This is a genomic window from Dyadobacter sp. HNCC25DJ183, from assembly GCF_056895175.1.
The window spans coordinates 562,216-586,207 of the sequence record NZ_JBXHAP010000004.1; the positions used below are offsets into that span (position 1 = coordinate 562,216).

Here is a 23,992-nt window from a genome sequence, read left to right on the forward strand (position 1 = left end):
AAGCGTGATGACGAGCTCCAGAGAGATTTACCAAAGTCGAATCGATAAAGTAGTCGACCACATAAACAGCAACATTGGCCGGGCTATCTCCTTGAACGAGTTAGCATCAATTGCCTGCTTTTCACCATTTCATTTTCATAGAATCTTCGTTGCCGTGACTGGCGAAACCGTAAATGGTTTTATCACCCGCATTCGAAACGAGAGGGCGGCCAGGCTTCTTAGGTTTTCCGAGCAATCCCTTTCAGAGATTGCTCTTCAATGCGGGTTCTCCTCGCCCTCGACATTCTCCCGCGTGTTCAAACAATACTTTGAAGTCACTCCGAAAATGTATAGAAATGGCCAGGCGATTAAAAGTAGCAAGATCTGCAAAGACTTATTCCCGGTTAGTCAATATCATTGCAACCGAGATGCTCAGGAGCTGAGCAAGACGTTTCCAGTCGAGGTACGGATGCTTCCGGAACGAAAGATTGGTTACATACGCGTGACAGATTCATTTAAGGATGGGGTGGTAATCAATGCATTTTCCAGGATCATTGCCTGGACAAAGGAAGCCGGGCTATATGATGCGGCAACATTCTTCGGGATGTCGCAGGATGATCCTGAGGTAACGCCAAAGGAAAAATATCAATACGAAGCTTGTGCCATAATTCCGGCGAACTTTACTATCGGACAACAAGATTTGATACAAATGAAGACTATGCCAGCTTGCAAATACGCGATAACTTCTGTCTCCGGAGACCTGAGCGAGGTGGCAGCCGCTACAAACTATCTGTTTGATCGATGGCTGATCGACAGTTTGTATGAATGTGAAATCGGACCTAGTATCGAAGTGTTCCTGGACAAGGAAAATATCTGCAATTGGGAAAGCTTCAATCTTGACATTATGATCCCGGTAAAAAAAATATCTCGGCTTTAACAGATTGACCAGCAGGGACTAAATTTAATAACTTAACCAATCAAAAGATAAGCGATGAAAAAAGTAACCGGCATAGGAGGCATTTTTTTCGCCTGTAAAAATCCTAAGGCAGTCAATGAGTGGTATAAAGAGCATCTGGGGTTTGAGATGACTCCTTACGGGACTAGCTTTCATTGGTCGCAAGCCGACAATCAACAGACGGAAGGGTTGACCCAGTGGAACACATTTCCTGAAAACACGGATTTCTTCAAGCCCTCAGCGAAGGATTTCATGATCAATTACAGGGTAGAGAATTTAGAAGGACTAGTTAACGAACTGACCCAGGCAGGCGTAAGTATTCTGGACCAAATAGAAACTTACGATTACGGAAAATTCGTCCATATACTGGATTTGGAAGGTAACAAGATTCAACTTTGGGAACCGGTGGGCTGACTTGATGGGATCACGGTTCCGCATAACCAATAAAGATATCGGCAAACACGCCTGTCATATGCACCATTTACTCTGAAAGTTTTCGAATACCGTCATAGTGATACTTCTCCCGAGAAACTCTAAGTGCGATCGGAAAAACAACTTTAAAGGACCAGTTAATAAACAGCGATGGCCACCCGAAAATGGAGTGGCCATCGCTGTTTATTTAAACGCTTTCTCAAAACTGTGTAAGTGAAATGTCGGGCACATATTAAATTACTCGCTTGCTGAATTCTTCCCTAAAATTAACTTGCATGATTAGAAGAAATATTTTTGCCATTCATGCATAGATGTACGATATTGATTCCTAATTATTAGTAGTAGTTCCGAAACTAACGTTTTACCTGGCAAAGGATGGAGCATGATTCAGGCATATTTAACATTCTGCCTAACCCCTGCGTAATTCTGGACATCAATTTTGATGAACTTGTCATTGTAAGGATCAACAAGGCATTCAGTTCCCTGTTCAGACTGCCGGCCGAAAAGGTAATCGACAATGACTTTCAAGAGATTTTTACAGTCCGTACTGATCTAAGCAAAATTGAATGGAAAGGCCTGATCAAAAAGGCAGTTTTGACGGGATCTTCCGTTGAGATTCCTGTTTTAAAATACTATGTAAATGCAAACGTAGAACAATCAGCAGCCAAACAGTTACATCTGATCGGAACGATTGTCCCTCTCACAGGTGCGGATAAGATGATATATCAGATCATGTGCTCCTTTACAGACGTGACAGATATAAACTCAGCGTTACTATCCCCGAAAAAAAATGATATCCAAAGTAACAAGATCATAAAAAAGACACAGGACTTTGATAAAACTGGAACCTGGGAGGCAAACCTGACCAACAACACCATTATATGGTCAGCCGCTACCAGGGACATTTATGAAGTTGACCAGGAATTTACTCCATCCTTTGACGATGTAATTAGCTTTTTTACCAGAAAAATAGAAGGTCAAGCATTTTTACGCCTGGTCAGGGAGTCTATGCTACATGGGGATTTTTTCAATACAGAAGTGCAGATAACAACCCACAAAGGAAACAATCGATTAATAAGGCTCAGTGGCCAGGCTGTATTTACGTCCGGAAAATGTGACAGGATTTGTGGTTCAGTACAGGATATCACTGAAAAAGAAGATACGAAATATTTGCTTTACCAATACGAAGAACAACTGTCGCTGTTAACAAAGTCAATCAATGGCATTTTCTGGGAAGCAGACGCGTCAACATTTGAATTCTCTTTTGTAAGCGAACATGTGGAAGATATCCTGGGCTATACCAAAAATGAATGGTTGCAAGATCGCAGTTTCTGGCAAAATCATATTCATCCCGACGATCTTCAACATGCAGTATCTTATTGCCAGGCTCAAACAAGCCATGCCAAGGATCATATTTTCGATTACAGAATGATCAAAGCGGATGGTAATGTGATCTGGATCAAAGATATCGTATCGGTGATCGTTGAAAAAGACAAACCGACGCGCTTACGAGGCCTGATGGTGGACATCACAGAAGCCAAGAGGATGGAGGAATTGGCTGGTTTGGAAAAGTCAATTCTTGCTATAAATACAAATAATGGCACTCCACTACACGAATTGCTGCTGATGTATCTGCGAGGGATCCAAAGTATTTTTCCAGAAATGCAATGCTCCGTGCATCAAGTAAAAGATAATCGTCTAGAATTAGGGTTAGCCCCTTCCATTCCATTTGACTATCTCGATTCCTTACATAACAGCCCCATTGGTCCTTTGGCAGGCTCTTGCGGCACGGCGGCATTTTTGAAAGAAAGGGTAATTGTTTCCGACATTGTTAATGATCCCAAATGGACCAACTATGTTGAGCTTACACTAAAATATGGTTTTCGCGCCTGTTGGTCGCAGCCTATCATTGGTTCGGATGGTAAAGTCCTGGCAACGCTTGGATTCTACTACAAAGAAGTGAAACTGCCAAGAGAAGATGAACTAAACGTTATCGAAAGGTGTGCGGCGATACTGAAAGTGATCATGGAGAGCAGGGAAAAATCTGTTCTTTTGGAAGATGCATCCATCGTCATGAAGCAAGGACAGGAACTCGCTGGCTTTGGCAATTGGCAATGGGATATTCTAAATAATGTCGTACGGTGGTCGGATGAACTATACACGATTTACGGTCTCGAAAGGACCTCTTTTAAAGCCACGTTTGAAGGGTATCAGGAATTGCTGCATCCAGATGACCGCGAGCGGGTAATCGAAGGGATTTTTGAAGTGCTGCGCAACAAAGCTGACATTGTTTTCGAAGAGCGTATCGTCCGACCCGATGGCGAGATTCGCTATCTTAAATCGTGGGGTCGCGTGAAAGTTGATGAAAAAGGCACTCCAATAAAAATGATTGGTTCGTGCCTGGATGTTACCGAAAGCAGACGATATACAAAGGCGATTGAAGAACAAAATGAAAATATGAGGAATATCGCTTTTATGCAATCACATGTTGTTCGGGCTCCCCTTGCACGATTGATGGGCGCGGTCACTCTGTTGAAAGACCACGAAATTTCGGATTTAGAAAACAAAGAAATCCTCGAATGTATCCTTGCCTCTGCCCATGAGCTGGACGGCATCATCAGGGAGATCTCCGAAAAAACCAATGCTAAAATCGCAAGATAGCGCTGGTTAACAAGCACTTTACTTTTCGTTTTTGGGCATATAGTGTAGGCGAGGACTTTGGGTGAAATCTTAAAACCCTCCAATAAGAGACGGCACCACCATAGTTCGCTCAGTCTGATCGTGGATGAAATAAAGGAGGTATTTTTGATGAAGTTTCGAAGAAAATGAGTTGGTAAACAGGCCAGATTACTCCGGGCTTTATACTTTTAAACGTTATTCTTATGTCGTCAGATCCTCTATATCCTCTGTCTGCCCGTTCTTTTTGACTGATTCAATACCGTTATTCATACTTGACGCGCTTTCGTACATTTCGCTCGATCCAATCACTTGCCCGTTTGTCGCCTTAAGTACAAAGTAATGCTTACCGTTAGTCGATGTCTTGCGTTCGTATCGATCACCGTTTGGGGAATTTTTCTGAACTGACTCAATGCCATTCTTACAAGAAGCCATAGCCGAATATCCTTCACTTGTCAGAATGACTTGTCCATTTGAAGCTTTAAGGTCGAACTGAAATTCCCCGTTTTTCCTGGTTTTGATTTGAAACGTAGCCATTGGTGAGAAGATAGGTGTTGATATTTTCAATAAGCTTATCACCAATGGTTTTTACTGGCCACATTGCGTATTTCCATTTAATGAGCTCCTCCCAGGTTTTCAGACGGTTGAAAGTAGAGTTTCCGGTGTTTCTGTACCAAGACAATCCGCTATTGCAAAGCCAGCGAGGTTGCCGTACATGGCCAGCAAATATATTGAATTTGTCATCTGGAAAAATCACGTATTAACCAACCATTCAATTGAGGTAGCGATCTAGGTCAAGAGTTGTGTAACAGCCACCACCGTATAATCGAACGCTGAGTTTATGGTAGTCGACTAAAATAAGCCGCCTTTGACGTCTTTTTATGGAATCCGAAGTCTAAAAAATGGAATAGTTAGTGCGGCTGGACTGGAAAAACTTGGTGAAACTGACAGAAAATGTTCGACCTATGTTCGACCTAAATAAAAAAACCACTTACATTTTTTCTGTAAGTGGCTGATTATCAAGTGGAGAATATCGGATTCGAACCGACGACCTCTTGCATGCCATGCAAGCGCTCTAGCCAACTGAGCTAATCCCCCGTTTCATAGCGCCCCGCAAGGGAGTGCAAAGATGAAACGGAGAATTTTTATAAACAAGCCCGCAGGCAATTTATATCGCGGAAGTCAATTACGCTTTCTGTACAGGAACTATCGCCTGCCGCCGCCAAATACCCGGGCAAGAAGCCAGATCACAACGGCGATTACTGCGACAACCAAGATCACTCCTGTCCACATACCCGTTTTGAAAATATCACCGATCACTTCGCAGCTTGCGAGTGTAAATGATAGCAGGAGAACTATGAGGTAATTCAAATAGGCTTTCATTGGAAAGGATTTTTAGGTTAAAAACTTTTCAGCTAAAACTTAAAAAATCATTCCACACGAGAAACAAACCGTGACGCTATACGAAAAGGTTAACCGGGATCAGCTTTTGGCGATCGTGAACAAGCAGCTTTTCAAACAGCCGGACAGTCGCTTCTGCGTCACCGTGAGCGCGGTGACGGTTTTCAATGCCTATTTCGAGGCTCTGGCAAAGGTTACCGAGACTGTATGATTTAAGCCCGGGGAATATTTTCCTGCTCAACTGAACCGTACACAATACATCGCGCTGGAAATACTCATCGAATGCACCAAATTCCCTTTTTATAAATCCGTAGTCAAAACGCACATTGTGCGCCACAAACCATGCATCCTTTGTAACTGCACGTACTGCATCCTGCACGTCGTAAAAAGTTGGCGAATCCTTCACCATCGCATTGTCAATTCCCGTAAGTCGGGTGATGAACGGTGGAATGTAAACTTCGGGATTGATCAGGGAATGAAAAAAGTCAACCACTTTCAGACCATCGTGCCTGAAAACTGCAATTTCTGTAATTCGCGCAGCGCCTCCTCCCCCAGTGGTTTCTATATCAACAATTGCGTACATGAAGTCATTTTCGAACTACAAAAAAACAAAAAAATCCTCACCGAAGCGAGGATTTTCTGAATAACAGGAGGCATTTACGGAATGCCAGAAGGTGGTCAGTTTAACTGAAATGCAATCGGCAATGTAAACTTAACCCGCACCGGATTTCCTGCCTGGCGGCCAGGAACCCAGCCCGGCATTAGTTTAACTACACGTACTGCCTCTTCATCGCAGCCAAAACCTATTCCCTTGATTGCCGATACGTCTTCAATTTTTCCATCAGATCCAACTGTAAACTGCACAAATACCCTCCCCTGAATCCCCGCCTTTGAAGCGGCAGAAGGATACCTCAGATTTTTTTGTAGAAACGCGGCCATTGCCTGCATTCCGCCCTGGAATTCCGGGGCTTGTTCTACGTGTAAAAAGATACTTTCCTCTCTTGTTTTCACGCCCGCCGCCGCCGTCTTGGCAGTCCCGATATCTGCTAATGGCGGAACAATAATGTCAATATCTTCTATACCCTCTAATGTTTTTTCAGCAGGAACTGCGTTTTCCAGCTCTTCAACGGCCGGCGGGAGGTTTTCCATGGAAACCTGATCATCCTGCATGACAACCGGCGGCAACATCCTCACCGATTTGGCAACGGGTGCTGGCTCTTTCACTTCCACAGGAGGTTTAGGTGTCTCCCGGAGAATGTCAATCGGTTTCGCTTCAACAATGTATGCGATATCATCCGGCTTGGGATCGGGTACCAGTCTTGCATACAGATTCGGAAGGAACACGATCAATCCAAATAGGGTAACGCCCATTATGACGGATTTCTGAATGGTTTGTCCGTACGATTTCCTCAGATCATAGGCGCCGTAAAGCTTGTTGCGACCTTCAAACACGATGTCATTTAAAGATTTTTCCATGGCTAACAGATTTTTATGGTCAACACTCAAATCTAGAAGTGTCCTGGAATCCGCTGTTTCGACGATATTCTCGAATATCTGTTCAAACGGTTTTCCGTCCCATAGACGCTCCTCAGCCTCACAAGCCAAATGATCGAGGATCTCCGGCAACAATTCCGGATTCAGCTTGCTCGACTTCAAATATGATTTAATCAAATCAATGCGGTGTTCCTGAAGGCGTTTCATAGGACAATCTGTTTTAGATTTTAACCATGTAACTCGTTTATTCGGTGGCCAGATTTTTAGGAGCGAGTAACAATCGAACTGCGTCTATAAAACGTTCAAGGTCATTGGTTTTATTACGGGCAGCCTCGTTCCCAGGACTGGTAAGTGAATAATATTTTCTAAGCCGGCCATCAACCTCCACAGACTCTGTGATGAGAAACCCCTCTTGTTCCAGCTTGTGCAACACCGGATAAAGTGCTCCGAACGTCAGCGCGATTGCGCCGCCCGTTCTTTCCTTTACCTCCTGCGTAATTTCGTATCCGTACATCCTGTCATGCTCGGCTAACAAATTCAACACGATGGTTTTTAATGTTCCCCGGACATACTCGTTACTTGTTGTGTTATTATCCATGAGTTAAAATTTGATTAAGCAAATATATATAAGTTTTTTATATATACAATACAAAAATAGAATTTCTTTTTCCCGAAGTCAATACTTGGCTGATAATTAGCCTTCCGTAAGCGGAATGGAGCGGTTAATGCGCTCTTCCAGCGAGATAAAAGTTTCTGTTCTCTGTATTCCGTTTACTTTTTGGATCTTATCGTGAAGAATTTCACGTAAATGCCCGGTATCGCGACAAACGATTTTTAAAAAGATACTATAGATACCTGTTGTATAATGAATGTTTACAACTTCGGGAATATTTTCAAGCTCGGTAGCCACTTGTTCGTATAGGGAGCTCTTATCAAGATAAATTCCCAGAAAAGCGCTGATGTCCCAGCCAAGCTTGGCCGGATCAATGACTAGCTGAGATCCCTTGACGATTCCCATTTGTTCCAGCTTCTTCATACGCACGTGTACGGTACCGCCCGACACAAATACCCGCTTACCGATCTCCGTGTACGGCAACGCAGCATTTTCAATCAGGAGGGATAAAATACGAAGATCGGTACTGTCGATATCTGAATATTTCTGCATTTCGATCTGAATGTTTGAATTTTTCGCAATACAAGAACCTAATTTATGTGATTATTGTAAATTTTGACAATTTTTAATGAAAATATTTTATATTAAATCTGGAAGCTATAATTTTGCAAAACCAAACGGGAATGGAACTATAATATTTCCTGAATGTTTGAAGATCACATTGTAGGGTGATGAAATTGGCAGCCATGCCCTCCTGTCTCGGGGGTGGTGAATAAGGGATAAACGCGGCATAATGCCGACTAACGTCGACTGGGGTGGACCACCAACAGTATTTGTACCGTAGCTAACCGCACCGTGGGTGGTTCGAATCCCCCTCCTACAGCAAAAAAAACTTGACAAGCGAATTTTTTCGTATTAGTTTTATTTGGTTTTTAGTTTGTTGATGAAGTGTAATTTGACACGCGGGTTCATTTTGAAACCTGCGTGTTTTCATTTTATGCCTGTTCAACATGGAATGGGGCTTTTTCAGTCCTTCTTCTTCCTCTTCTACGTTTCTCAGTTCGCAACGAACTTTCAAACTTCTCCAACTTCTTCATTTCCTTTTTAACTCGCCTGTTGAGTTATCAGGAAAAATTATGCCGCGTCCGGCGTCAGCTTTCTCGTCTCATCCAATAATAGTTTTTGGCCCTTCAACTTTGATTAAGTAAGAAAAAACTAAAAATTTTCATGTATCCGTGGGTACTATTTGTAGAGTTACTACTCATCGTTTACAACAGCTCATCGAATTCTATGGATGTTCCCTGTAACAATTCTTCATCAAGCCACTTGCCTATGAGTTGAACGCATTGAAAATAAAAAACGGTGATGCTGGTAACACCACCGTTTGAACTGCATGCCCGGCCACTTCCAGTCTGGTAAACCGGACCGGGCTGCACAAGGAATTACTCACTGTAAAACAAGCTCAATCCTTAATCAAAAGTATGAAAAAACTGCGACTGCTGAGTCTGCCCGGCTTACTGCCGGGCGTGATCCCTGCTTTGTGCCTGATTGTTTTCCTCACAGGCACAGCGACCGCCCGCTCCAAGCCATCTAATGCAAATCCTCTTACCTCGATGGCGGCCGATACGCTCATTGTAAAAGGACAGGTATTCGATGGAAGTGAACCACCTGTTGCATTGCCCGGCGTTACGGTTCAGGTCAAAAAGACAGACCGTGGGGTAACTACCGACCCAAATGGGAATTTTGAGATACAAACGAACATTGGTGATACACTGGTTTTCACCTTCGTTGGTCTCGATCCGAAAGAACTGCCTGTGTTGAGCTCAAAAAACATGGTAGTCTCATTAAAAGAAAAAAATACTGCTCTGAACGAAGTAGTGGTAACCGGCTATTCGGAACAAAAAGCCCGTAACCTGGCGAATGCGATCGGTAAGCTCGACGTAAAGGCGGCCGTCGCCAATAAACCAATTACCCAACTTTCCCAGGCATTGCAAGGCGGCGTAACTGGTCTTACTGTCATGCAGGGAAGCGGAATGGCGGGTGAAGATCGTTCCAATATACTGATCCGGGGAATTTCAACAATCGGCAATTCCTCCCCTCTTGTGCTGGTGGATGGTGTTCCATTCGATATCAATTCGGTCGACCCGACGACGGTTGAGAGCATTACGGTACTTAAAGATGCAGCCGCAGCTTCCATTTACGGCGCACGTGCCGCAAATGGCGTGATCCTGGTAACTACCAAGCGTGGCATTCCAGGGAAGCTTTCTGTTACTTACGACGGCTACGGCGGCGTACAGAATGCCACTTACCTGCCCAAATTCGTCGATGCACCCAAGTATATGGAAATGGTGAATGAGGCTTATGCAAACATAGGCGGGCTGCAACCATACAGCGGCGAAACCATCCAAAAAACCAGAGATGGCAACGATCCGATCGCTTACCCCAATACGAACTGGTCGGAACTGATGTTGAACAAGAATCCAATTATCCAAAGTCACTCGGTAAGTATCTCCGGCGGAAATGAGCTGGCTCGCTTTGCGGTAAGTGGCAACTATTTGTATCAGGATGGACTGACACCAAAGCGTGATTATGAAAGATTTTCATTCCGGGCCAATACGGGGGTAACGCTCACGAAAAATGTATCCATGCTGCTGGACCTGGTGGCTAATCGTGGCAGAAACAGATCTGAACTGGTACGCTTCGGAAATTCGCTGCATTTGGTCTACTCAACACCTCCGAACATTGTCCCCAAGTATCCGCTCAAAGACAATGGGTACCAGGCTTATGGAAATTTTGGCGAAATGATGAACCCGATGGCTGAACTGGAAAGAGGCGGCTACGCGCAGAATAAGTCAGATCAGATCAACATCAATTTTCAACCAACCTGGCAAATTACGCCCGAGCTGAAAATCCGGGGTCAGTACCTCTATCGCATCAATTCAAATGGGTTCCTGGACAACCGGAACTCCTATAACTTTTTAGATTACTACACGGGAAACCTGGTGTTCACGTATGGCAATTCGAAAGGTTCAAGTGTCGGAAGAAGCACTTATAATTACCTGGCCTCCAATCTTGAATTCTCACAGACTTACGGAAAGCATTTCGTTTATGCGATAGCCGGCTTGTCCAGGGAAGCGGATAACCCGTCCAACTTCGATCAGATGACCCTCGCATCCTATTTCGTTAAATTCAATTATGTATTTGACAACAGATTCCTGCTTGAAAGTACCGTACGCGCCGACGGATCTTCCAAATTTGGCCCGAACAGAAAATGGGGTACTTTCCCCTCCGTTGCATTGGGATGGAATGTTCATAACGAAAACTTCCTGAAAGACGTCGACTTCCTGACCAGCTTCAAGCTGCGCGCCTCCTATGGATTAATGGGAAATAACGGAAATGTGGAAAGGTACCGCTACCAGAGCCTGATTGACGGTGGGAATGGAGTAGAAACGACGATTGGTAACCCGGAAATCACCTGGGAAACCGTCAAGATGCTTGATATAGGAACAGATATCCGCCTGTTTGACAATCTCGGCATTACCATTGACTGGTTTAGTAAGACAACGGATGACATTCTTCTTTCGCCGCCATTGTCACTTTCGTCAGGCGTTAATTCCCTGCCTGTCAATTCAGGATCGGTTTCCAATAAAGGCTGGGAATTCATGTTCAACTATTCCAAGTCGCTGGGAAAAGACTTTGAGATCAGTGGAAGCGCGGGTTTTTCCTACTATAACAATAAAATCCTGTCTTTGCGGGGCGGTCCGTATGTAAGTTCAAGCGGATTGGAAATCAACGCGGTCGGCAAGCCGATCAACAGCTACTATCTGCACAAAACCGACGGGCTTCTTACGCAGGCTGACATTGAATCCGGTATACCTCTGCTGCCTGGGCAGCAGATTGGCGATATCAAATACCTGGATATCAATGCAGATGGTAATATAGATAAGGAGGATAAGCAAATAATGGGAAATCCGAACCCACAGGGAAGCTACTTTGCCAATTTGAACTTCGTCTACAAGCGTTTTAGCCTCGAAACTCAGCTGAATGGTTTTACAAAAAGTCTTGCTTACTACACAGGCAGGTACCAAACTGTGCTGAATGTAACTTCAAATTTCGACGGAGGAACTCCGATGCAGTATCAAACTGATTACTGGACCCCGGAAAATCCCGATGCGATGTTCCCAAGGTTGTCACCTGCGCCGGGCAACAATGCACTTCCCTCCGATTACTGGCTCACCAATGCGGCCTTTTTGAGGATTAAATACATTCAGCTGGGCTACAATTTCGATCCCGAACTAGTCAAGAGAATCAAGCTTACTAACCTGCGGGTTTTTGTCAATGCGCAAAATGCAATTACACTCAGCAAGATGAAATATTTTGATCCTGAAACCCGGGGAAGCGAAGCCAACTACCCGTTAATGAAGGTTTTTACAGTTGGTTTGAATGTAAAATTCTAGACTCACAACCGTATGAAAAAATTACTAACTCTTACATTGTCAGCATTGTTGCTATCGTCCTGTGCTGAGGAATTTTTAACAAGAGACCATCCTACCGCAACAACAGACGAGAACTTCTGGAACACCGAGGGCGAGATCAATACTGCGCTCAACATTTTGTACGATCAGGTACCCACCGGCGGATTCAGGTATCAGAACAACACCCGCATTACCTTCGAGGGCATGACGGACAATGCTGTTTGGTACGCAAACTTTTTTGGTGAGGTCAACATTGTCGCACTCGGCAATGCCAACTCGCAAATGCGCGCTACTGAATGGGCGGCTATTCAGCCGGTTTGGCAGGAAAATTACACCGCTATCCGAAGAGCCAACCGTTTTCTTGAGCATGCGGGAAAAGCGCTGATTGAGCCAAATCTGAAAAGGCGCTATTTCGCAGAAGCCCGCGCCTTACGTGCCTGGTTTCACCTGGATCTGATGCTGTACTACGGTGATATCCCCATCGTCACCACCGTTGTGTTACCGACTGAAACCGATCTGAAGAAAAACACCCGCCAGGAAGTCGTTGATTTTGTGGTCGCTGAGCTGAATGCAGCGGCAGCCGACTTACCGGCAGTTTACGCTGTAAATGATATCAGGCGGGTGAGTAAGGGAGCTTGTTACACCATGCAAACAGTGGCATTCCTCAACAATCACCAGTATGCCGAGGCAGTTAGTGCCGCGAAGCAGGTGATCGACCTGAATCTGTACAAGCTGCACCCCAGCTACGCCTCGCTTTTTAATTATGAAGGCCAGGTAAACGAAGAGCGTATTTTCATCCGGCAATCGGGAAATGATGATACCTTTTATAGAAGCGCACCTGGCTACATAGGCGGAAATGCGTGTCTGAATCCCACAGGTTCGCTGGTTAACACATACGAAACAAAGCAGGGAAAAACGCTTGCTGAGTTATCTCCCGACAGTGCGGCGATTTATAAGCTTAATCCCAACTTCCATTCAAATCGTGACCCCAGACTCGAACTGACTATCGCCTACCCAGGCTCCACCTTTTATGGTGACTTAAATCCGTGGGACGACTCACCTAACAACCCGAACAGATTGGCGGCCAACTATTCGTCAAAAACGGGCTACTGGCTCCGGAAGTATGTTGATATGGCTGATAAAGGCAGGGGACGCGGCTCGCTGGACTATATGGTTTATCGCTACGGAGACTTGCTTTTAATGTACGTCGAGGCACTCGTGGAAAGCGGTCAATGGAACCACCCGGATGTAGTCAAGTATCTGAATGCGATTCGGAACAGGGCAAAAATGCCGAATATAGACACGAAAGTATACAACAGTGAAGCTAAAATCAGGGAGTTATACCAGCGCGAGCGACGTGTTGAACTGGCATTTGAGGGAAGCAGGTTATTCGATATCCGCAGGTGGAAGATTGGAGAAAAGGTAATGAATGGTGTTGTTGAAGGCGCCATTGACCCGAGAACCAAGAAGCCGGTTAGTGTAGAAACCCGCACCTTCAAGGCCAAAGATTACCTCTGGCCCATTCCCGCAAGAGAAATGGAAGGCAACCCAAGTATGGAGCAGAATCCAGGGTACTAGTCAATTTGGAAATTTGTGATCAAAAGCTGGCTTCAAATAAAAGCCGGCTTTCTCATACCGCTAAAATACAAAAAGCTCAGATCTCTCTGAGCTTTTCTGCGGTCTGGACGGGACTCGAACCCGCGACCCCATGCGTGACAGGCATGTATTCTAACCAACTGAACTACCAAACCAATACTTAAAGAACTTAACTTAAAATCTCTGGCGGTCTGGGGATACGGCCACCCGGCGGGGCTTGAACCGGGCTGCGGAAGTCCGTGACCCCATGCGTGACAGCCTACGCGGCCCGGGCATGTATTCTAACCAACTGAACTACCAAACCAATACTTAAAGAACTAAACTTAAAATTTCTGGCGGTCTGGACGGGACTCGAACCCGCGACCCCATGCGTGACAGGCATGTATTCTAACCAACTGAACTACCAAACCAGATATTACAAACTTTCAAAATTGCCGGACTGGACGGGACTCGAACCGGGCTGCGGAAGTCCGCGACCCCATGCATTCCAGCCTACGCGGCCCGGGCATGTATTCTAACCAACTGAACTACCAAACCATGTTATTTTCCAGCTCTTTCCTGAAAAACGTGGTGCAAAACTAGTATTATTATTATTGATTACAATAGCTGAGACATCAATTTAGTTATTTTATTTGTAAAAGAATAATCCGCAACAAAGGAAGATTCTGAGAATGAAATAGTTGTATTCAGAGCTAAAATGACCTATATAAAGGATGTTATCCGGGAGCTGGAAAACCTGGCTCCTGTCTCGTACCAGGAAGGGTATGATAACGCCGGCCTGATCGTAGGATCGCCGGAAGTAACTGCGCGGGGCGTAATGCTTACACTTGACGTCACTGAGGAAGTAGTTGAAGAAGCGATACTGAAACAATGCAACCTCATTGTGGCCCACCACCCTATCGTTTTTAAGGGATTAAAGAAATTAAATGGGTCTGACTATGTGGAGCGCACTGTTATTAAAGCGATCAAAAACGACATTGCCATCTACGCCACGCACACCAATCTGGACCATGTACCAGGCGGAGTAAACTGGCAAATCGCTGAAAGATTAGGGTTAACCGACCTGAAAGTGCTCGCTCCGAAGGCGCAGATACTTACCAAACTCGCATTCTTTACACCCGTAGCAAATACCCAGTCGATTCTTGATGCACTGTTTGCTGCCGGGGCCGGCGAAATTGGCGATTATAAAAATTGCAGTTTCAGAGTAGAAGGCACAGGCACATTCCTGCCGGGTGAGCAGGCAAACCCTGTCATTGGGACAAACGGCCAGTTGGAAGAAGTAAAAGAGCACAGGGTGGAAGTCATGTTCCCGACTTACTTACAAAGCAAAATGCTTCGGGTACTTCGCGATGTACATCCTTATGAGGAAGTAGCGTATTACCTCACCTCACTTGAAAATCTCAACCAGGAAGTAGGTGCAGGCGCTATCGGCTCCCTGCCTGAGCCGATGCCATTGCATGTATTCCTGAGTTTCCTGAAAGATCGGATGCAGCTCCCGATGATCAAATTCACTCCGACCAGCTCTCACACTGTTCAGAAAGTTGCGGTTTGCGGCGGGGCGGGAAGTTTCCTTTTAAAGGATGCAATCCGGGCGAAGGCAGATGTATTTGTAACTGCCGACTATAAATATCACGAATTTTTCGACGCAGAGCGGAGGATAATGATCTGTGACATCGGACACTACGAAAGCGAAGTATATACTAAAAATTTACTATATAACTATTTGTCCGGAAAATTTCCTAATTTTGCACTCTGTTTGTCAGAGGTCAATACCAATCCAGTTCGATATTTTGTATAGAAAGTAATTTCATCAAGAATATTTTCTGATTATTTATTGAGAATCTTCGGCTGACTGCCTTCACTTATTACGCATTGAAACAAGTCCATAAAAGACATACATGGAAAACACAATCGCACAGAAATTAGATGCTCTCCTGAAATTGCAGGAAATTGATTCAAGCCTTGACGAAATACGAAAAACACGCGGTGATCTTCCCGAAGAGGTAAGAGATCTGGAAGACGAGATTATCGGTTTTGAGACCCGCTTAGCAAAATTTAAAAGTGAAATTGCCAATCTTAATAACGAGATCGACAATTTCAAGAATGCACAAAAAGAAGGTGAAAAGCTGATCAAGAAATACAAAGATCAGCAGATGAACGTCCGCAACAACCGCGAGTACGATGCAATCACCAAAGAAGTAGAACTGCAGGAGCTGGATATGCAGCTGGCTGATAAGAAAATCAATGAAGCTCGTGCCCGTATCCGCCTGATTGAAGAGGATGCAAATCGTGCCGAATCGGTTTTGAATGAAAGAAATGAAGATCTGAAAGCGAAAAAAGGTGAGCTTTCAGTAATCACAAGCGAAAGTGAAGCAGAGGAAAAAGGGTTGATCTCGGAGAGAGAAAAGCACGTGAAGAAGATTGAAGATCGTTTGCTTAAATCTTATCAGAAAATCCGTGACAACTCTATGAACGGACTTGCAGTAGTTCACGTATCACGTGGCGCCTGTGGAGGCTGTTTCAGCATTGTCCCACCACAACGTCAGGCTGATATCCGTGAGCGTAAAAAACTGATTGTCTGCGAACACTGCGGCCGCATATTGGCTGATGTGGAAAGCGTTGAGCCAGTTCACCAGCGTCGGTAATAATCATTAAATTGAATGAAAAGGTTGTCTGAAGAGACAACCTTTTTTTATGTCTTCTATGTACTTTTTCATCAAAATGCTGGTCGTAAGTAAGCAATGCTTTTCAAGCATTCTCTTGTTACTTTTCGTGCTTTCTGCCAATTATGTGCAGGCAGAGATCGCGGCGGCCGGTGTTGATTTTACCCCGAAGCTGCAGAAAGCATATTTTGAGATTCAGAAGCTTCGGCTGCCCAATGCACGAAAACTGATAGATGCAGAGCGGGCAGAGCAGATAAATAATGCATTTATCCCCTATCTCGATAACTATGCCGATCTGCATTACCTGCTGATATCGGAGGATCGGGTATCTTACAAAAAGCTGCTTGCATTAGAGAGCGGGCGCCTGGAACTGGTGTCGCAGCTGCCGGATCAATCTCCATACAAACGCTTCCTGCTCGCAGAAATACGGCTGCATTGGGCATTTGCAAAATTAAAATTTGGTGATCAGGCGAGCGGCGCGTGGGAGATAATCAAAGCATACAAGTTGCTTGAAGAGAACCGCAAGAAATTTCCCGACTTCATCCCGACATTGAAGTCGCTGGGCTTGTTGCACGTACTGATCGGATCGATCCCTGATAATTATGCGTGGGTAACACGGATACTCGGCTTAAAAGGCAACATACAGGCTGGCATTCGGGAAATGAGGATTGTGCAACAGGAAGAGCCCTTTTTCCGTCAGGAGGCCGAGCTGGTGGATTTGTTGTTACATGCCTACACGCTGAAACTTTCTCCGGAACAACAAAAGCGAATCCGTAAATGGCCCATTGAGCAGCCTGACAATCTCCTGCTCCATTTCTTTGCTACAACCGTTTTAATGAAAGAAAACCGAAGCGATGAAGCGATCGTTTTTCTGAATGATGCGCCTGGCGGAGAAGCTTATGTCAGCTTTCCATTTCTCAAATACCTTAGAGGAGAAATCGAGCTGCAGCGAGGTAATTATGACGCGGCGGTTGACCAATATCTTTTATTCCAAAAACAGTACCGCGGCTTCAACTATATCAAGGACACTTACTTCAAACTTTTCATGTCTCGCTGGCTGGCGGGGAAGGATGCCGAGGCAAATGTATTTATAAGAAAAATCAGCTCGTCAGGAGAAATGATCGTAGAAGCTGATCAGCTTGCGGAACGAACAGCCAAAGAATTTTTGGCAGGCAAAATCAGTGCGCAACAAAAAACACTTTACCAGGCGCGCTACGCAACCGATGGCGGCTTTCTGCCAAAAGCATTCACGATTATGCAAAACCTTTCGGAAAACAACTTTACAGCTATCTCCGAAAAGGCCGAGTTCAATTACAGAAAAGCACGAATACTGCACAAAATGGAGCAAAATGCGAGCGCGGTGCCTTATTACGAGCGCTGCCTGCTTCTAAGTCAGTCCGGTAGCACTGGCCTGGGTGCCTCCGCCGCATTACAGCTGGGCTATATTTATCTTGAGAAAAAAGAGAAACAGAAGGCGGCAGACTATTTTAAGAAAGCAATGTCTTTCAAAAAACATGAATACAAGAACAGCATCGATAATAAAGCCAGGGCTGCATTGACAGAAATGGGACAATAAATGTGACCAAATGAGAGACCGGACGTCTAACAGATAAGTAGGTTCCGAATTTGATCCAAATGTCAAGAAAACCAAAGTCAGACAATCCAAGATGCATTCACAGCTGGTCCGAAGAAGATAAGCCGCGTGAAAAACTAATGCTAAAAGGCCGCGCAGCCTTAACAGACGCCGAATTAATCGCCATTCTCATTTGTTCCGGCACACCGGAAACTTCGGCTGTCGACCTGGCAAAGATCATTATGGCCAGCGTAGGCAACAGCATACATGAACTCGCCAAGCTGGATTACAAGACTTTCATGAAATACCGGGGAATGGGGAAAGCGAAGGCGATTTCCATTGTGGCAGCACTCGAACTTGGCCGTCGCAGAAGTGATATCATGCCAACACGAAAACGAAAAATAATGGGCTCGGAGTCGGTTTACAAGGAAATGCGGCAATACCTGCTTGACAAGCCAAACGAAGAATTCTGGATCTTGCTTCTTAACCGCGGAAACGAGGTAATGCGGGCTTTGCCAGTAAGTGTAGGTGGGGTTTCGGGAGTAGCTGTGGACATCAAGCTGATTTTCAAACTCGCCATTGACTACCTGGCAAGCGCCGTGATTCTCGTCCACAACCATCCCTCCGGACAGCTGATACCAAGCATGCTGGACAAAATGCTCACGACCCAGATTAAGGAAGCCGGACTCCTGCTAGACATTCCCATTCTGGATCACATGATTTTCACCGATAGTGGATTTTACAGCTTCCTGGACTCCGGTGAAATGTGAGGAAGTTACATTACGTCCTTTTTCCTGATCAAATCGCCGAGTTCTTCGTAGCTGATCGTAAACTGGATTGCACCACGCGCATAAGCAGCTATCTCGTAAGGATTGTAGTAAAACAAAACACCTTTTTGCGTGAAAACATAGTTAACGGGTAATACAAACTGATGATTCAGGAGAAAATAACCAGCTTCTTCCAGGTCGATATCAGAAGTAAGCTTCTCGGTTTTTCTGAAATGCCGCTCCACCAGCTGTAACAATGCAGCAGAGTCAGCAACAAACTTTTTCATCTCCACTTCTGCACCATTCGTCGCGTCAAATGCGTGGAACGAGCGGAAGGTATTGGGATGTGCACCGCCGGTAAAAGCGTAATGGTCAAGTTGATAAAAAAGAACTTTGGAAGTTACCATTACCGTATCACCTTTCAGGCTCACTTCCCAGCAGCCGGGCGCATCTGGAAAATCCTTCTTGAAGTCGTTGTAGTTTCGCTGAAACACATTGAATGCACCTTCGAGCGTTGTTCCTGCGGCGCGATTAGCGGCGATACTGGCCGAATCGCCATGTTGGTTAACCCTATCGATCAGTTTGGCTGCGATCGTGTTGCGGATCTCAGAAGCAACTTCACTGGAATCTGCCGGCTCCCACACCTCGACTTTCACGCTCACACCCTGTCCGTTCGAAGCGGTATCACATTTTCCGAAAGTCGCCATTCTTATCTGGCCTTGCGAAAGTCCGTTGCGATCGCCCGAATTTTCATTTTTGGCAGAAGGGTTACAGCTGTAAAGCAAAGCAGCTGCAAAGAGAAGTACCAGAGCCTGTTTTTTCATGCGCAGTCCACGTCGGGGTTAAGATTTTATAGACTCATTAATTCTTTAAAACGAATTGCCTGCCGGCGCGAAATCTCGATTTTATCACCGCCTTGCAGGGTTACCAGCAAACCGCCACTAAACCAGGGTTCGATTTTCTCAATCCAGCCCAGGTTAATAATGTGTTTACGATTGGCCCTGAAGTACGTATTCGGGTCCAGTCTTTCTTCCAGGTTATTGAGCGATTTAAGTACCAGCGGCTTCTGATCGTCGAAGTGTAGCCGAACGTAATTGCCCATTGATTCAAACAAACGAATTTTGCCCAGCTTAACAAACCAGCATTTTTCTCCGTCCTTCACAAATACCTGGTCATTTCCACCCAATACTTTCTCAGCACGCTCGTGGCTCGGAGCAGGTGCCTCGGGCAGTGCCTGGTTTTCCTCAATCCTGTGAATGGTATCTTTTAAGCGCTCGTTATCAATCGGTTTAAGCAGATAGTCAAGCGCATTGTATTCAAAGGCTTTAATTGCATATTCGTCGTAAGCGGTTGTAAAAATCACTTCCGGCGTTTTGCCTTCGATCGAGGAGAGTAACTCGAATCCGTTCCTGCCTGGCATTTGAATGTCGAGAAACAGCAGCTCAGGCTGTAATTCATCGATCATTACCAGCGCTTCGTCCGCATTCGCAGCTTCACCTACGATCTCAATTTTGGTATATGGTTCAAGCAAACGTTTCAGTTCATTTCTCGCAAGGCGTTCATCGTCAACAATCAAGGTTCTCATGGCAGATAAGTTGGGGAATTAGTTAGTATAATATAGAATTTAGAACATTGCTTCTCAGTGGCCCACGCCCGACTCCTGCCCCACCATCATCACATTCTCCGACAGCATTGGAATTTTAACTTCCGAACAAACTACATTGTCTTCACATTGATAAATCCTGAAAGTAGCAGCCTTTCCATACAGAATGGAGAGCCGCTCAGCTGTATTTTTCAAACCAACCCCACCGGATTCAGTGGTTCCCAGGTTACCTGAATTAAATATATTGATTGCGAGCACATCGTTCGCGATCTCTGCTTTAACATCGATAAAGCCGCCCCCAACTTCCTTTGAAACGCCATGCTTAATGCCGTTTTCCACCAATGTCTGCAGCATCATAGGAGGTACCTGCCAGTAAACAGCCTGCGCATTGGCATTGATCGTGTACCGAAGCCTGTCCTCGTAGCGCACTTTTTCAAGTTCAAGATAATCCTCTACTGTGCGCAGCTCTTCCTGCAAGTCAACCGTTTTTCTTCTGTCAGCAAGCAGCGAGTTCCTTAGAATATTGGAAAGCTGCGTTATACTCAGCTGTGCTTTGGACGGATCTTCATATACCAGCGCGCGGATGCTGTTCAGTGCATTGAATGTAAAATGCGGATTAAGCTGCGACCGCAACACTTTCGCCTCAGCCTCCCGCGCAGACATTTTCAGCATGATCTTTTCATAGCTCGCAAGCCGGTTCTGTTCCACATAATGGTAAACCGTATAGGATAAGATCCAGGCAAGCAGGTTCTTACACCAGTTTGCATAATAACTCCAAAAAACCAGCGGCTGATTGAGCAGGTTATGTTCCAGCATTTCCCGGTCCATCGGCTGGTTGATCATCGCCATAATAAGGCCCAGCCACAACACCGACCCTACCACCCGCAAAGCCAAACGCGGCAATGGAAGCGACGACCAGTTCCATTTACGGATCACCAGCCGGTAAACGTGGGTAAGCACGATCCCCAGCAGGATATTGGCCAGGGCAGTATAAAATTCACCGATTTCAAAACCATATTCGAGCACGTAAGGAACGTATTCGAACATAATCAGCAATGTCCATCCAAGGATCTGAAGAATCCAGTAAGTACGTTTTTTGGACATGTAATAGTAGCGCGTTGATTGCCCCGAAAATAACAAATGTATTTACACGGAATGTGGAACGCCGTATAAATACATCAAAGGAAACGAACCTACACAAGCGGCTTTTACAGCGTTTGTGGAATTTCGAGGGAAAGAAGGTGGGTGATATCGTTACGGACTTCCAGTTCGAACTTTTGGGTATCGTAGGAATAATTGACTTTGTAAAGACAAAGGTTGCTATGTTCGTAATCATCCATTCGCACAAGCGGCTGATTAAAAAGCGTCGTCAGCAGAACCCGCATGGCACGTCCGTGCATAGCTATAAGGATGTTGCGCTCGTGGGGCCGGGATAAGATCGTTTCGATCACCGGAATTTGCCGCTCTCTTACCTGAATCGGGCTTTCGCCTTCCTCGGCTGCAAGCTCAATGTGACCATTGCGCCAGGCAGTTACCAGTTCTCTGTAATAGTTGTTATCGCCCGTGTTCGGCTCGCGTCCCTCTCTGGCTCCCCAGGAGATTTCATTGAGGCCCGAGTAACTTTCGTGGGGTATGCCCAGCTTGATGAACCCACGGACAGTTTGGTGTGTTCGCTTTAAATCAGAGGTATATATTTTGTCAAAAGGAACATGTTGATAAGCATTGAAGAAAGCCGCTGCCTGGGCTTCTCCCCATTCGTTAAGCAAGGAGTCAACTCCGCTACCTTGTACCACTCCTCTGCGATTGAAATCTGTTTCACCGTGACGAATGAGGTATATAGATTTTCTTTTCAAAGTAATAGGATTATTTAAATATTATTTTTGCAAATACCTTGTTTTTACTTCATAAAGCACTAACAAATTTATACATTTTTTAGATATGTTTGTTAAAACCGTTTCATTAGAACAACTTAAATCATTCAGCACTAATACGATCGCCGACCACCTCGGAATCGAGTTCACCGAGATCGGCGCCGACTTTATTACAGCCCGAATGCCTGTTGACAGCCGCACCCACCAGCCGTTTGGCATTCTGCACGGCGGAGCCTCGGTGGTACTTGCTGAAACATTGGGCAGCATTGCTTCGTTTTTAGTAATACCGGAGTCAGACGACAGGCATGCTGTCGGATTGGAGATCAATGCGAACCATTTACGGCCTGTTAAGGAAGGTTTTGTGACGGGAAAAGTAACCTCGATCCATTTGGGCAGGACCACGCACATCTGGGATATCAGGATTACCAATGACCAGAACAAGCTGGTATGCATCGGCAGGTTGACGGTCGCTATTGTGAATGCAAACCGCTGACTTTATTTTGCATTAAAATCAAACAAATTCGACTTACACATTTTTCATTATAAATGCTTTCAGTAGAAAACCGCACCTCACTTTCAATATTTGAAGGTTTACAAATCCAGCAGATATGGGCGGCTGCTACACAAATGGGATTCCCGGCTGCACTTTGGCGGCTTCCTCACACCAGTGAAATCAAGTTGCTTATTGCTATCCGCAATGGAATAAAGAAGGTACAGCCAGAATTTGACAAGCTTTCAGCAGGATTTATGATCGCAGGCTTCGACTGGAAGGCCGGACAGGATGTACAGTTTATGGAAGGTGATATAGTTGTCACCTTTTCAGACGCGTACCAGGTGAATGCAGTTGAAAACAAGCTTGGAGAAGAGCACGTAGAAGTTCAGAAGCTGGTTGAGCTCGCGTCTGCTACAACTCAAAATGAAGCTGGATATGTCGCCGGCAGTCAGCTTCCGGTACTGGAACCGGAGCAAAACGAGGACGCAAAAACGCGTTTTCAGCGTACTGTTGAGCTTGCAGTGGCGGCAATCAGGCAAAATCAGTTTAAAAAAGTGGTTTTGTCAAGAACGAAAGACCTTAACTACTCCGAACATTTTCAGCCTGCCAAAGCATTCTGCGAACTTTCCAAAGTATACCCGCACGCATTTGTCTCACTTGTAAACCTTCCAGAACAAAACGAGCTGTGGCTCGGCGCGAGTCCCGAATTGCTTGTCCAACAGCATTCAAACGGTTTTTTCAAGACCATGTCGCTGGCCGGGACGCAAAAAGCGAGAACACAGTCGGGTGAGCTGCTCCCAAAATATGATATCCGCTGGGGCGAAAAGGAAATTGAGGAACACGCCCTTGTGAGCAGGTACATTGTCGAATGCTTTAAGAAAATCAGACTGAGAGAATATCTTGAAACGGGACCAAAAACTGTTCTGGCAGGAAACCTTTATCACCTTCGCACGGATTTTGAAGTAGATACTGCGGCTGTCAATTTCCCTGAGCTTGGCCCGGTTATGTTGAAGCTCCTTCACCCGACCTCGGCCGTGTGCGGTGTCCCCAAAGAACCAAGTTTGGAATTCCTTCTGAGTATCGAAGGGTATGACAGGTCCTTTTACAGTGGGTTCCTGGGACCAACGCAGGTGGGAGAAAACACAAGCCTCTTTGTGAATCTCAGGACAGTGAGATTTAAAAATGGGAAAGCAACATTTTTTGCGGGCGCAGGTATCACTGAGGATTCCATTCCGGAACATGAATGGGAAGAAACAGAGCTGAAATGCGATACATTGCTGCGGGTAATCGCGAAAACTTTATAGAATTTATTTTTCCAAATTAAACTTTTATAATACAGAAAAGTCTAATCGGTTTCAGATTTAATATATAATTTTGAAACTGTTGCCAAAAGCATATTTC

At 45.2% G+C, this 23,992-nt stretch carries 21 protein-coding genes and 3 tRNA genes; 11 read left to right on the forward strand and 13 right to left on the reverse strand.

The window, feature by feature from the left end:
* Nucleotides 1-7 precede the first annotated feature (7 nt).
* The 3 genes from AC1XTG_RS12825 to AC1XTG_RS12835 all read left to right on the forward strand — a co-directional run bounded on the left by AC1XTG_RS12825 (nt 8) and on the right by AC1XTG_RS12835 (nt 4,027).
* Nucleotides 8-916, forward strand: a complete 909-nt coding sequence (locus tag AC1XTG_RS12825) for an AraC family transcriptional regulator (RefSeq protein ID WP_484842328.1) — start codon at nt 8-10, stop codon at nt 914-916.
* Nucleotides 917-970: 54 nt separating this feature from the next.
* Nucleotides 971-1,348: a VOC family protein gene (locus tag AC1XTG_RS12830; protein WP_484842258.1), complete on the forward strand. Its 378-nt coding sequence runs from the start codon at nt 971-973 to the stop codon at nt 1,346-1,348.
* A gap of 393 nt (nt 1,349-1,741) precedes the next feature.
* Nucleotides 1,742-4,027, forward strand: a complete 2,286-nt coding sequence (locus AC1XTG_RS12835; RefSeq protein WP_484842259.1) for a PAS domain-containing protein — start codon at nt 1,742-1,744, stop codon at nt 4,025-4,027.
* A gap of 219 nt (nt 4,028-4,246) precedes the next feature.
* On the opposite strand, the gene AC1XTG_RS12840 is transcribed toward AC1XTG_RS12835, so the two are convergent.
* The 7 genes from AC1XTG_RS12840 to AC1XTG_RS12870 form a co-directional block, all read right to left on the reverse strand.
* Nucleotides 4,247-4,579: a YegP family protein gene (locus tag AC1XTG_RS12840; RefSeq protein WP_484842260.1), complete on the reverse strand. Its 333-nt coding sequence runs from the start codon at nt 4,577-4,579 to the stop codon at nt 4,247-4,249.
* A 487-nt stretch (nt 4,580-5,066) separates the two neighbouring features.
* Nucleotides 5,067-5,140 (reverse strand) — tRNA-Ala (locus AC1XTG_RS12845).
* A gap of 108 nt (nt 5,141-5,248) precedes the next feature.
* Nucleotides 5,249-5,425 (reverse strand): hypothetical protein, encoded by a 177-nt coding sequence (locus AC1XTG_RS12850; protein WP_200942722.1) that lies wholly within the window; start codon nt 5,423-5,425, stop codon nt 5,249-5,251.
* A gap of 76 nt (nt 5,426-5,501) precedes the next feature.
* A complete protein-coding gene (locus AC1XTG_RS12855; protein ID WP_056281666.1) occupies nt 5,502-6,026 on the reverse strand; it encodes a 3'-5' exonuclease in 525 nt (174 codons plus the stop codon).
* 95 nt (nt 6,027-6,121) lie between these two features.
* A complete protein-coding gene (locus AC1XTG_RS12860) occupies nt 6,122-7,144 on the reverse strand; it encodes an energy transducer TonB (RefSeq protein ID WP_056281663.1) in 1,023 nt (340 codons plus the stop codon).
* Nucleotides 7,145-7,181: 37 nt separating this feature from the next.
* On the reverse strand, nt 7,182-7,535 hold the full coding sequence (locus tag AC1XTG_RS12865; protein ID WP_031525481.1) for a PadR family transcriptional regulator: 354 nt from the start codon (nt 7,533-7,535) through the stop codon (nt 7,182-7,184).
* A gap of 96 nt (nt 7,536-7,631) precedes the next feature.
* On the reverse strand, nt 7,632-8,102 hold the full coding sequence (locus AC1XTG_RS12870; protein WP_056281660.1) for an Lrp/AsnC ligand binding domain-containing protein: 471 nt from the start codon (nt 8,100-8,102) through the stop codon (nt 7,632-7,634).
* Nucleotides 8,103-9,031: 929 nt separating this feature from the next.
* Between AC1XTG_RS12870 and AC1XTG_RS12875 the strand changes: the two genes are divergently transcribed.
* Together AC1XTG_RS12875 and AC1XTG_RS12880 are read left to right on the forward strand one after the other, a co-directional pair.
* Nucleotides 9,032-12,007, forward strand: a complete 2,976-nt coding sequence (locus AC1XTG_RS12875; protein WP_484842261.1) for a SusC/RagA family TonB-linked outer membrane protein — start codon at nt 9,032-9,034, stop codon at nt 12,005-12,007.
* 12 nt (nt 12,008-12,019) lie between these two features.
* Nucleotides 12,020-13,603 (forward strand): RagB/SusD family nutrient uptake outer membrane protein, encoded by a 1,584-nt coding sequence (locus AC1XTG_RS12880; protein ID WP_056281655.1) that lies wholly within the window; start codon nt 12,020-12,022, stop codon nt 13,601-13,603.
* Nucleotides 13,604-13,702: 99 nt separating this feature from the next.
* Here AC1XTG_RS12880 and AC1XTG_RS12885 read toward each other — a convergent pair.
* A tRNA-Asp gene (locus tag AC1XTG_RS12885) sits at nt 13,703-13,776 on the reverse strand.
* Between the two features lie 178 nt (nt 13,777-13,954).
* Nucleotides 13,955-14,031 (reverse strand) — tRNA-Asp (locus tag AC1XTG_RS12890).
* A 287-nt stretch (nt 14,032-14,318) separates the two neighbouring features.
* Between AC1XTG_RS12890 and AC1XTG_RS12895 the strand changes: the two genes are divergently transcribed.
* The 4 genes from AC1XTG_RS12895 to radC all read left to right on the forward strand — a co-directional run bounded on the left by AC1XTG_RS12895 (nt 14,319) and on the right by radC (nt 18,627).
* A complete protein-coding gene (locus AC1XTG_RS12895; protein WP_056281652.1) occupies nt 14,319-15,419 on the forward strand; it encodes a Nif3-like dinuclear metal center hexameric protein in 1,101 nt (366 codons plus the stop codon).
* A gap of 100 nt (nt 15,420-15,519) precedes the next feature.
* The gene (locus AC1XTG_RS12900; protein WP_056281650.1) at nt 15,520-16,266 is read left to right on the forward strand and encodes a zinc ribbon domain-containing protein; all 747 of its coding nucleotides are present in this window, start codon (nt 15,520-15,522) and stop codon (nt 16,264-16,266) included.
* 49 nt (nt 16,267-16,315) lie between these two features.
* On the forward strand, nt 16,316-17,860 hold the full coding sequence (locus AC1XTG_RS12905) for a tetratricopeptide repeat protein (RefSeq protein ID WP_484842262.1): 1,545 nt from the start codon (nt 16,316-16,318) through the stop codon (nt 17,858-17,860).
* A 59-nt stretch (nt 17,861-17,919) separates the two neighbouring features.
* Nucleotides 17,920-18,627, forward strand: coding sequence for a RadC family protein (gene radC / locus AC1XTG_RS12910; protein ID WP_056281647.1), 708 nt, complete (start codon nt 17,920-17,922; stop codon nt 18,625-18,627).
* A gap of 5 nt (nt 18,628-18,632) precedes the next feature.
* Here the strand turns inward: radC and AC1XTG_RS12915 are convergent, their stop codons facing one another.
* The 4 genes from AC1XTG_RS12915 to AC1XTG_RS12930 form a co-directional block, all read right to left on the reverse strand.
* Nucleotides 18,633-19,448: a DUF3298 and DUF4163 domain-containing protein gene (locus tag AC1XTG_RS12915; RefSeq protein WP_484842263.1), complete on the reverse strand. Its 816-nt coding sequence runs from the start codon at nt 19,446-19,448 to the stop codon at nt 18,633-18,635.
* Between the two features lie 26 nt (nt 19,449-19,474).
* A complete protein-coding gene (locus AC1XTG_RS12920; protein WP_484842264.1) occupies nt 19,475-20,209 on the reverse strand; it encodes a LytR/AlgR family response regulator transcription factor in 735 nt (244 codons plus the stop codon).
* Nucleotides 20,210-20,263: 54 nt separating this feature from the next.
* Nucleotides 20,264-21,331, reverse strand: a complete 1,068-nt coding sequence (locus AC1XTG_RS12925) for a sensor histidine kinase (protein WP_484842265.1) — start codon at nt 21,329-21,331, stop codon at nt 20,264-20,266.
* A 104-nt stretch (nt 21,332-21,435) separates the two neighbouring features.
* Nucleotides 21,436-22,080: a histidine phosphatase family protein gene (locus AC1XTG_RS12930; protein WP_056281635.1), complete on the reverse strand. Its 645-nt coding sequence runs from the start codon at nt 22,078-22,080 to the stop codon at nt 21,436-21,438.
* An 85-nt stretch (nt 22,081-22,165) separates the two neighbouring features.
* Here AC1XTG_RS12930 and AC1XTG_RS12935 point away from each other — a divergent pair, with 85 nt between their 5' ends.
* Nucleotides 22,166-22,591 carry a hotdog fold thioesterase gene (locus AC1XTG_RS12935; RefSeq protein ID WP_484842266.1) on the forward strand — a complete coding sequence of 142 codons (426 nt, stop codon included), beginning with the start codon at nt 22,166-22,168 and terminating at the stop codon, nt 22,589-22,591.
* Nucleotides 22,592-22,644: 53 nt separating this feature from the next.
* Nucleotides 22,645-23,895, forward strand: a complete 1,251-nt coding sequence (locus AC1XTG_RS12940; RefSeq protein WP_229238579.1) for a chorismate-binding protein — start codon at nt 22,645-22,647, stop codon at nt 23,893-23,895.
* The last annotated feature ends 97 nt before the right edge of the window (nt 23,896-23,992 follow it).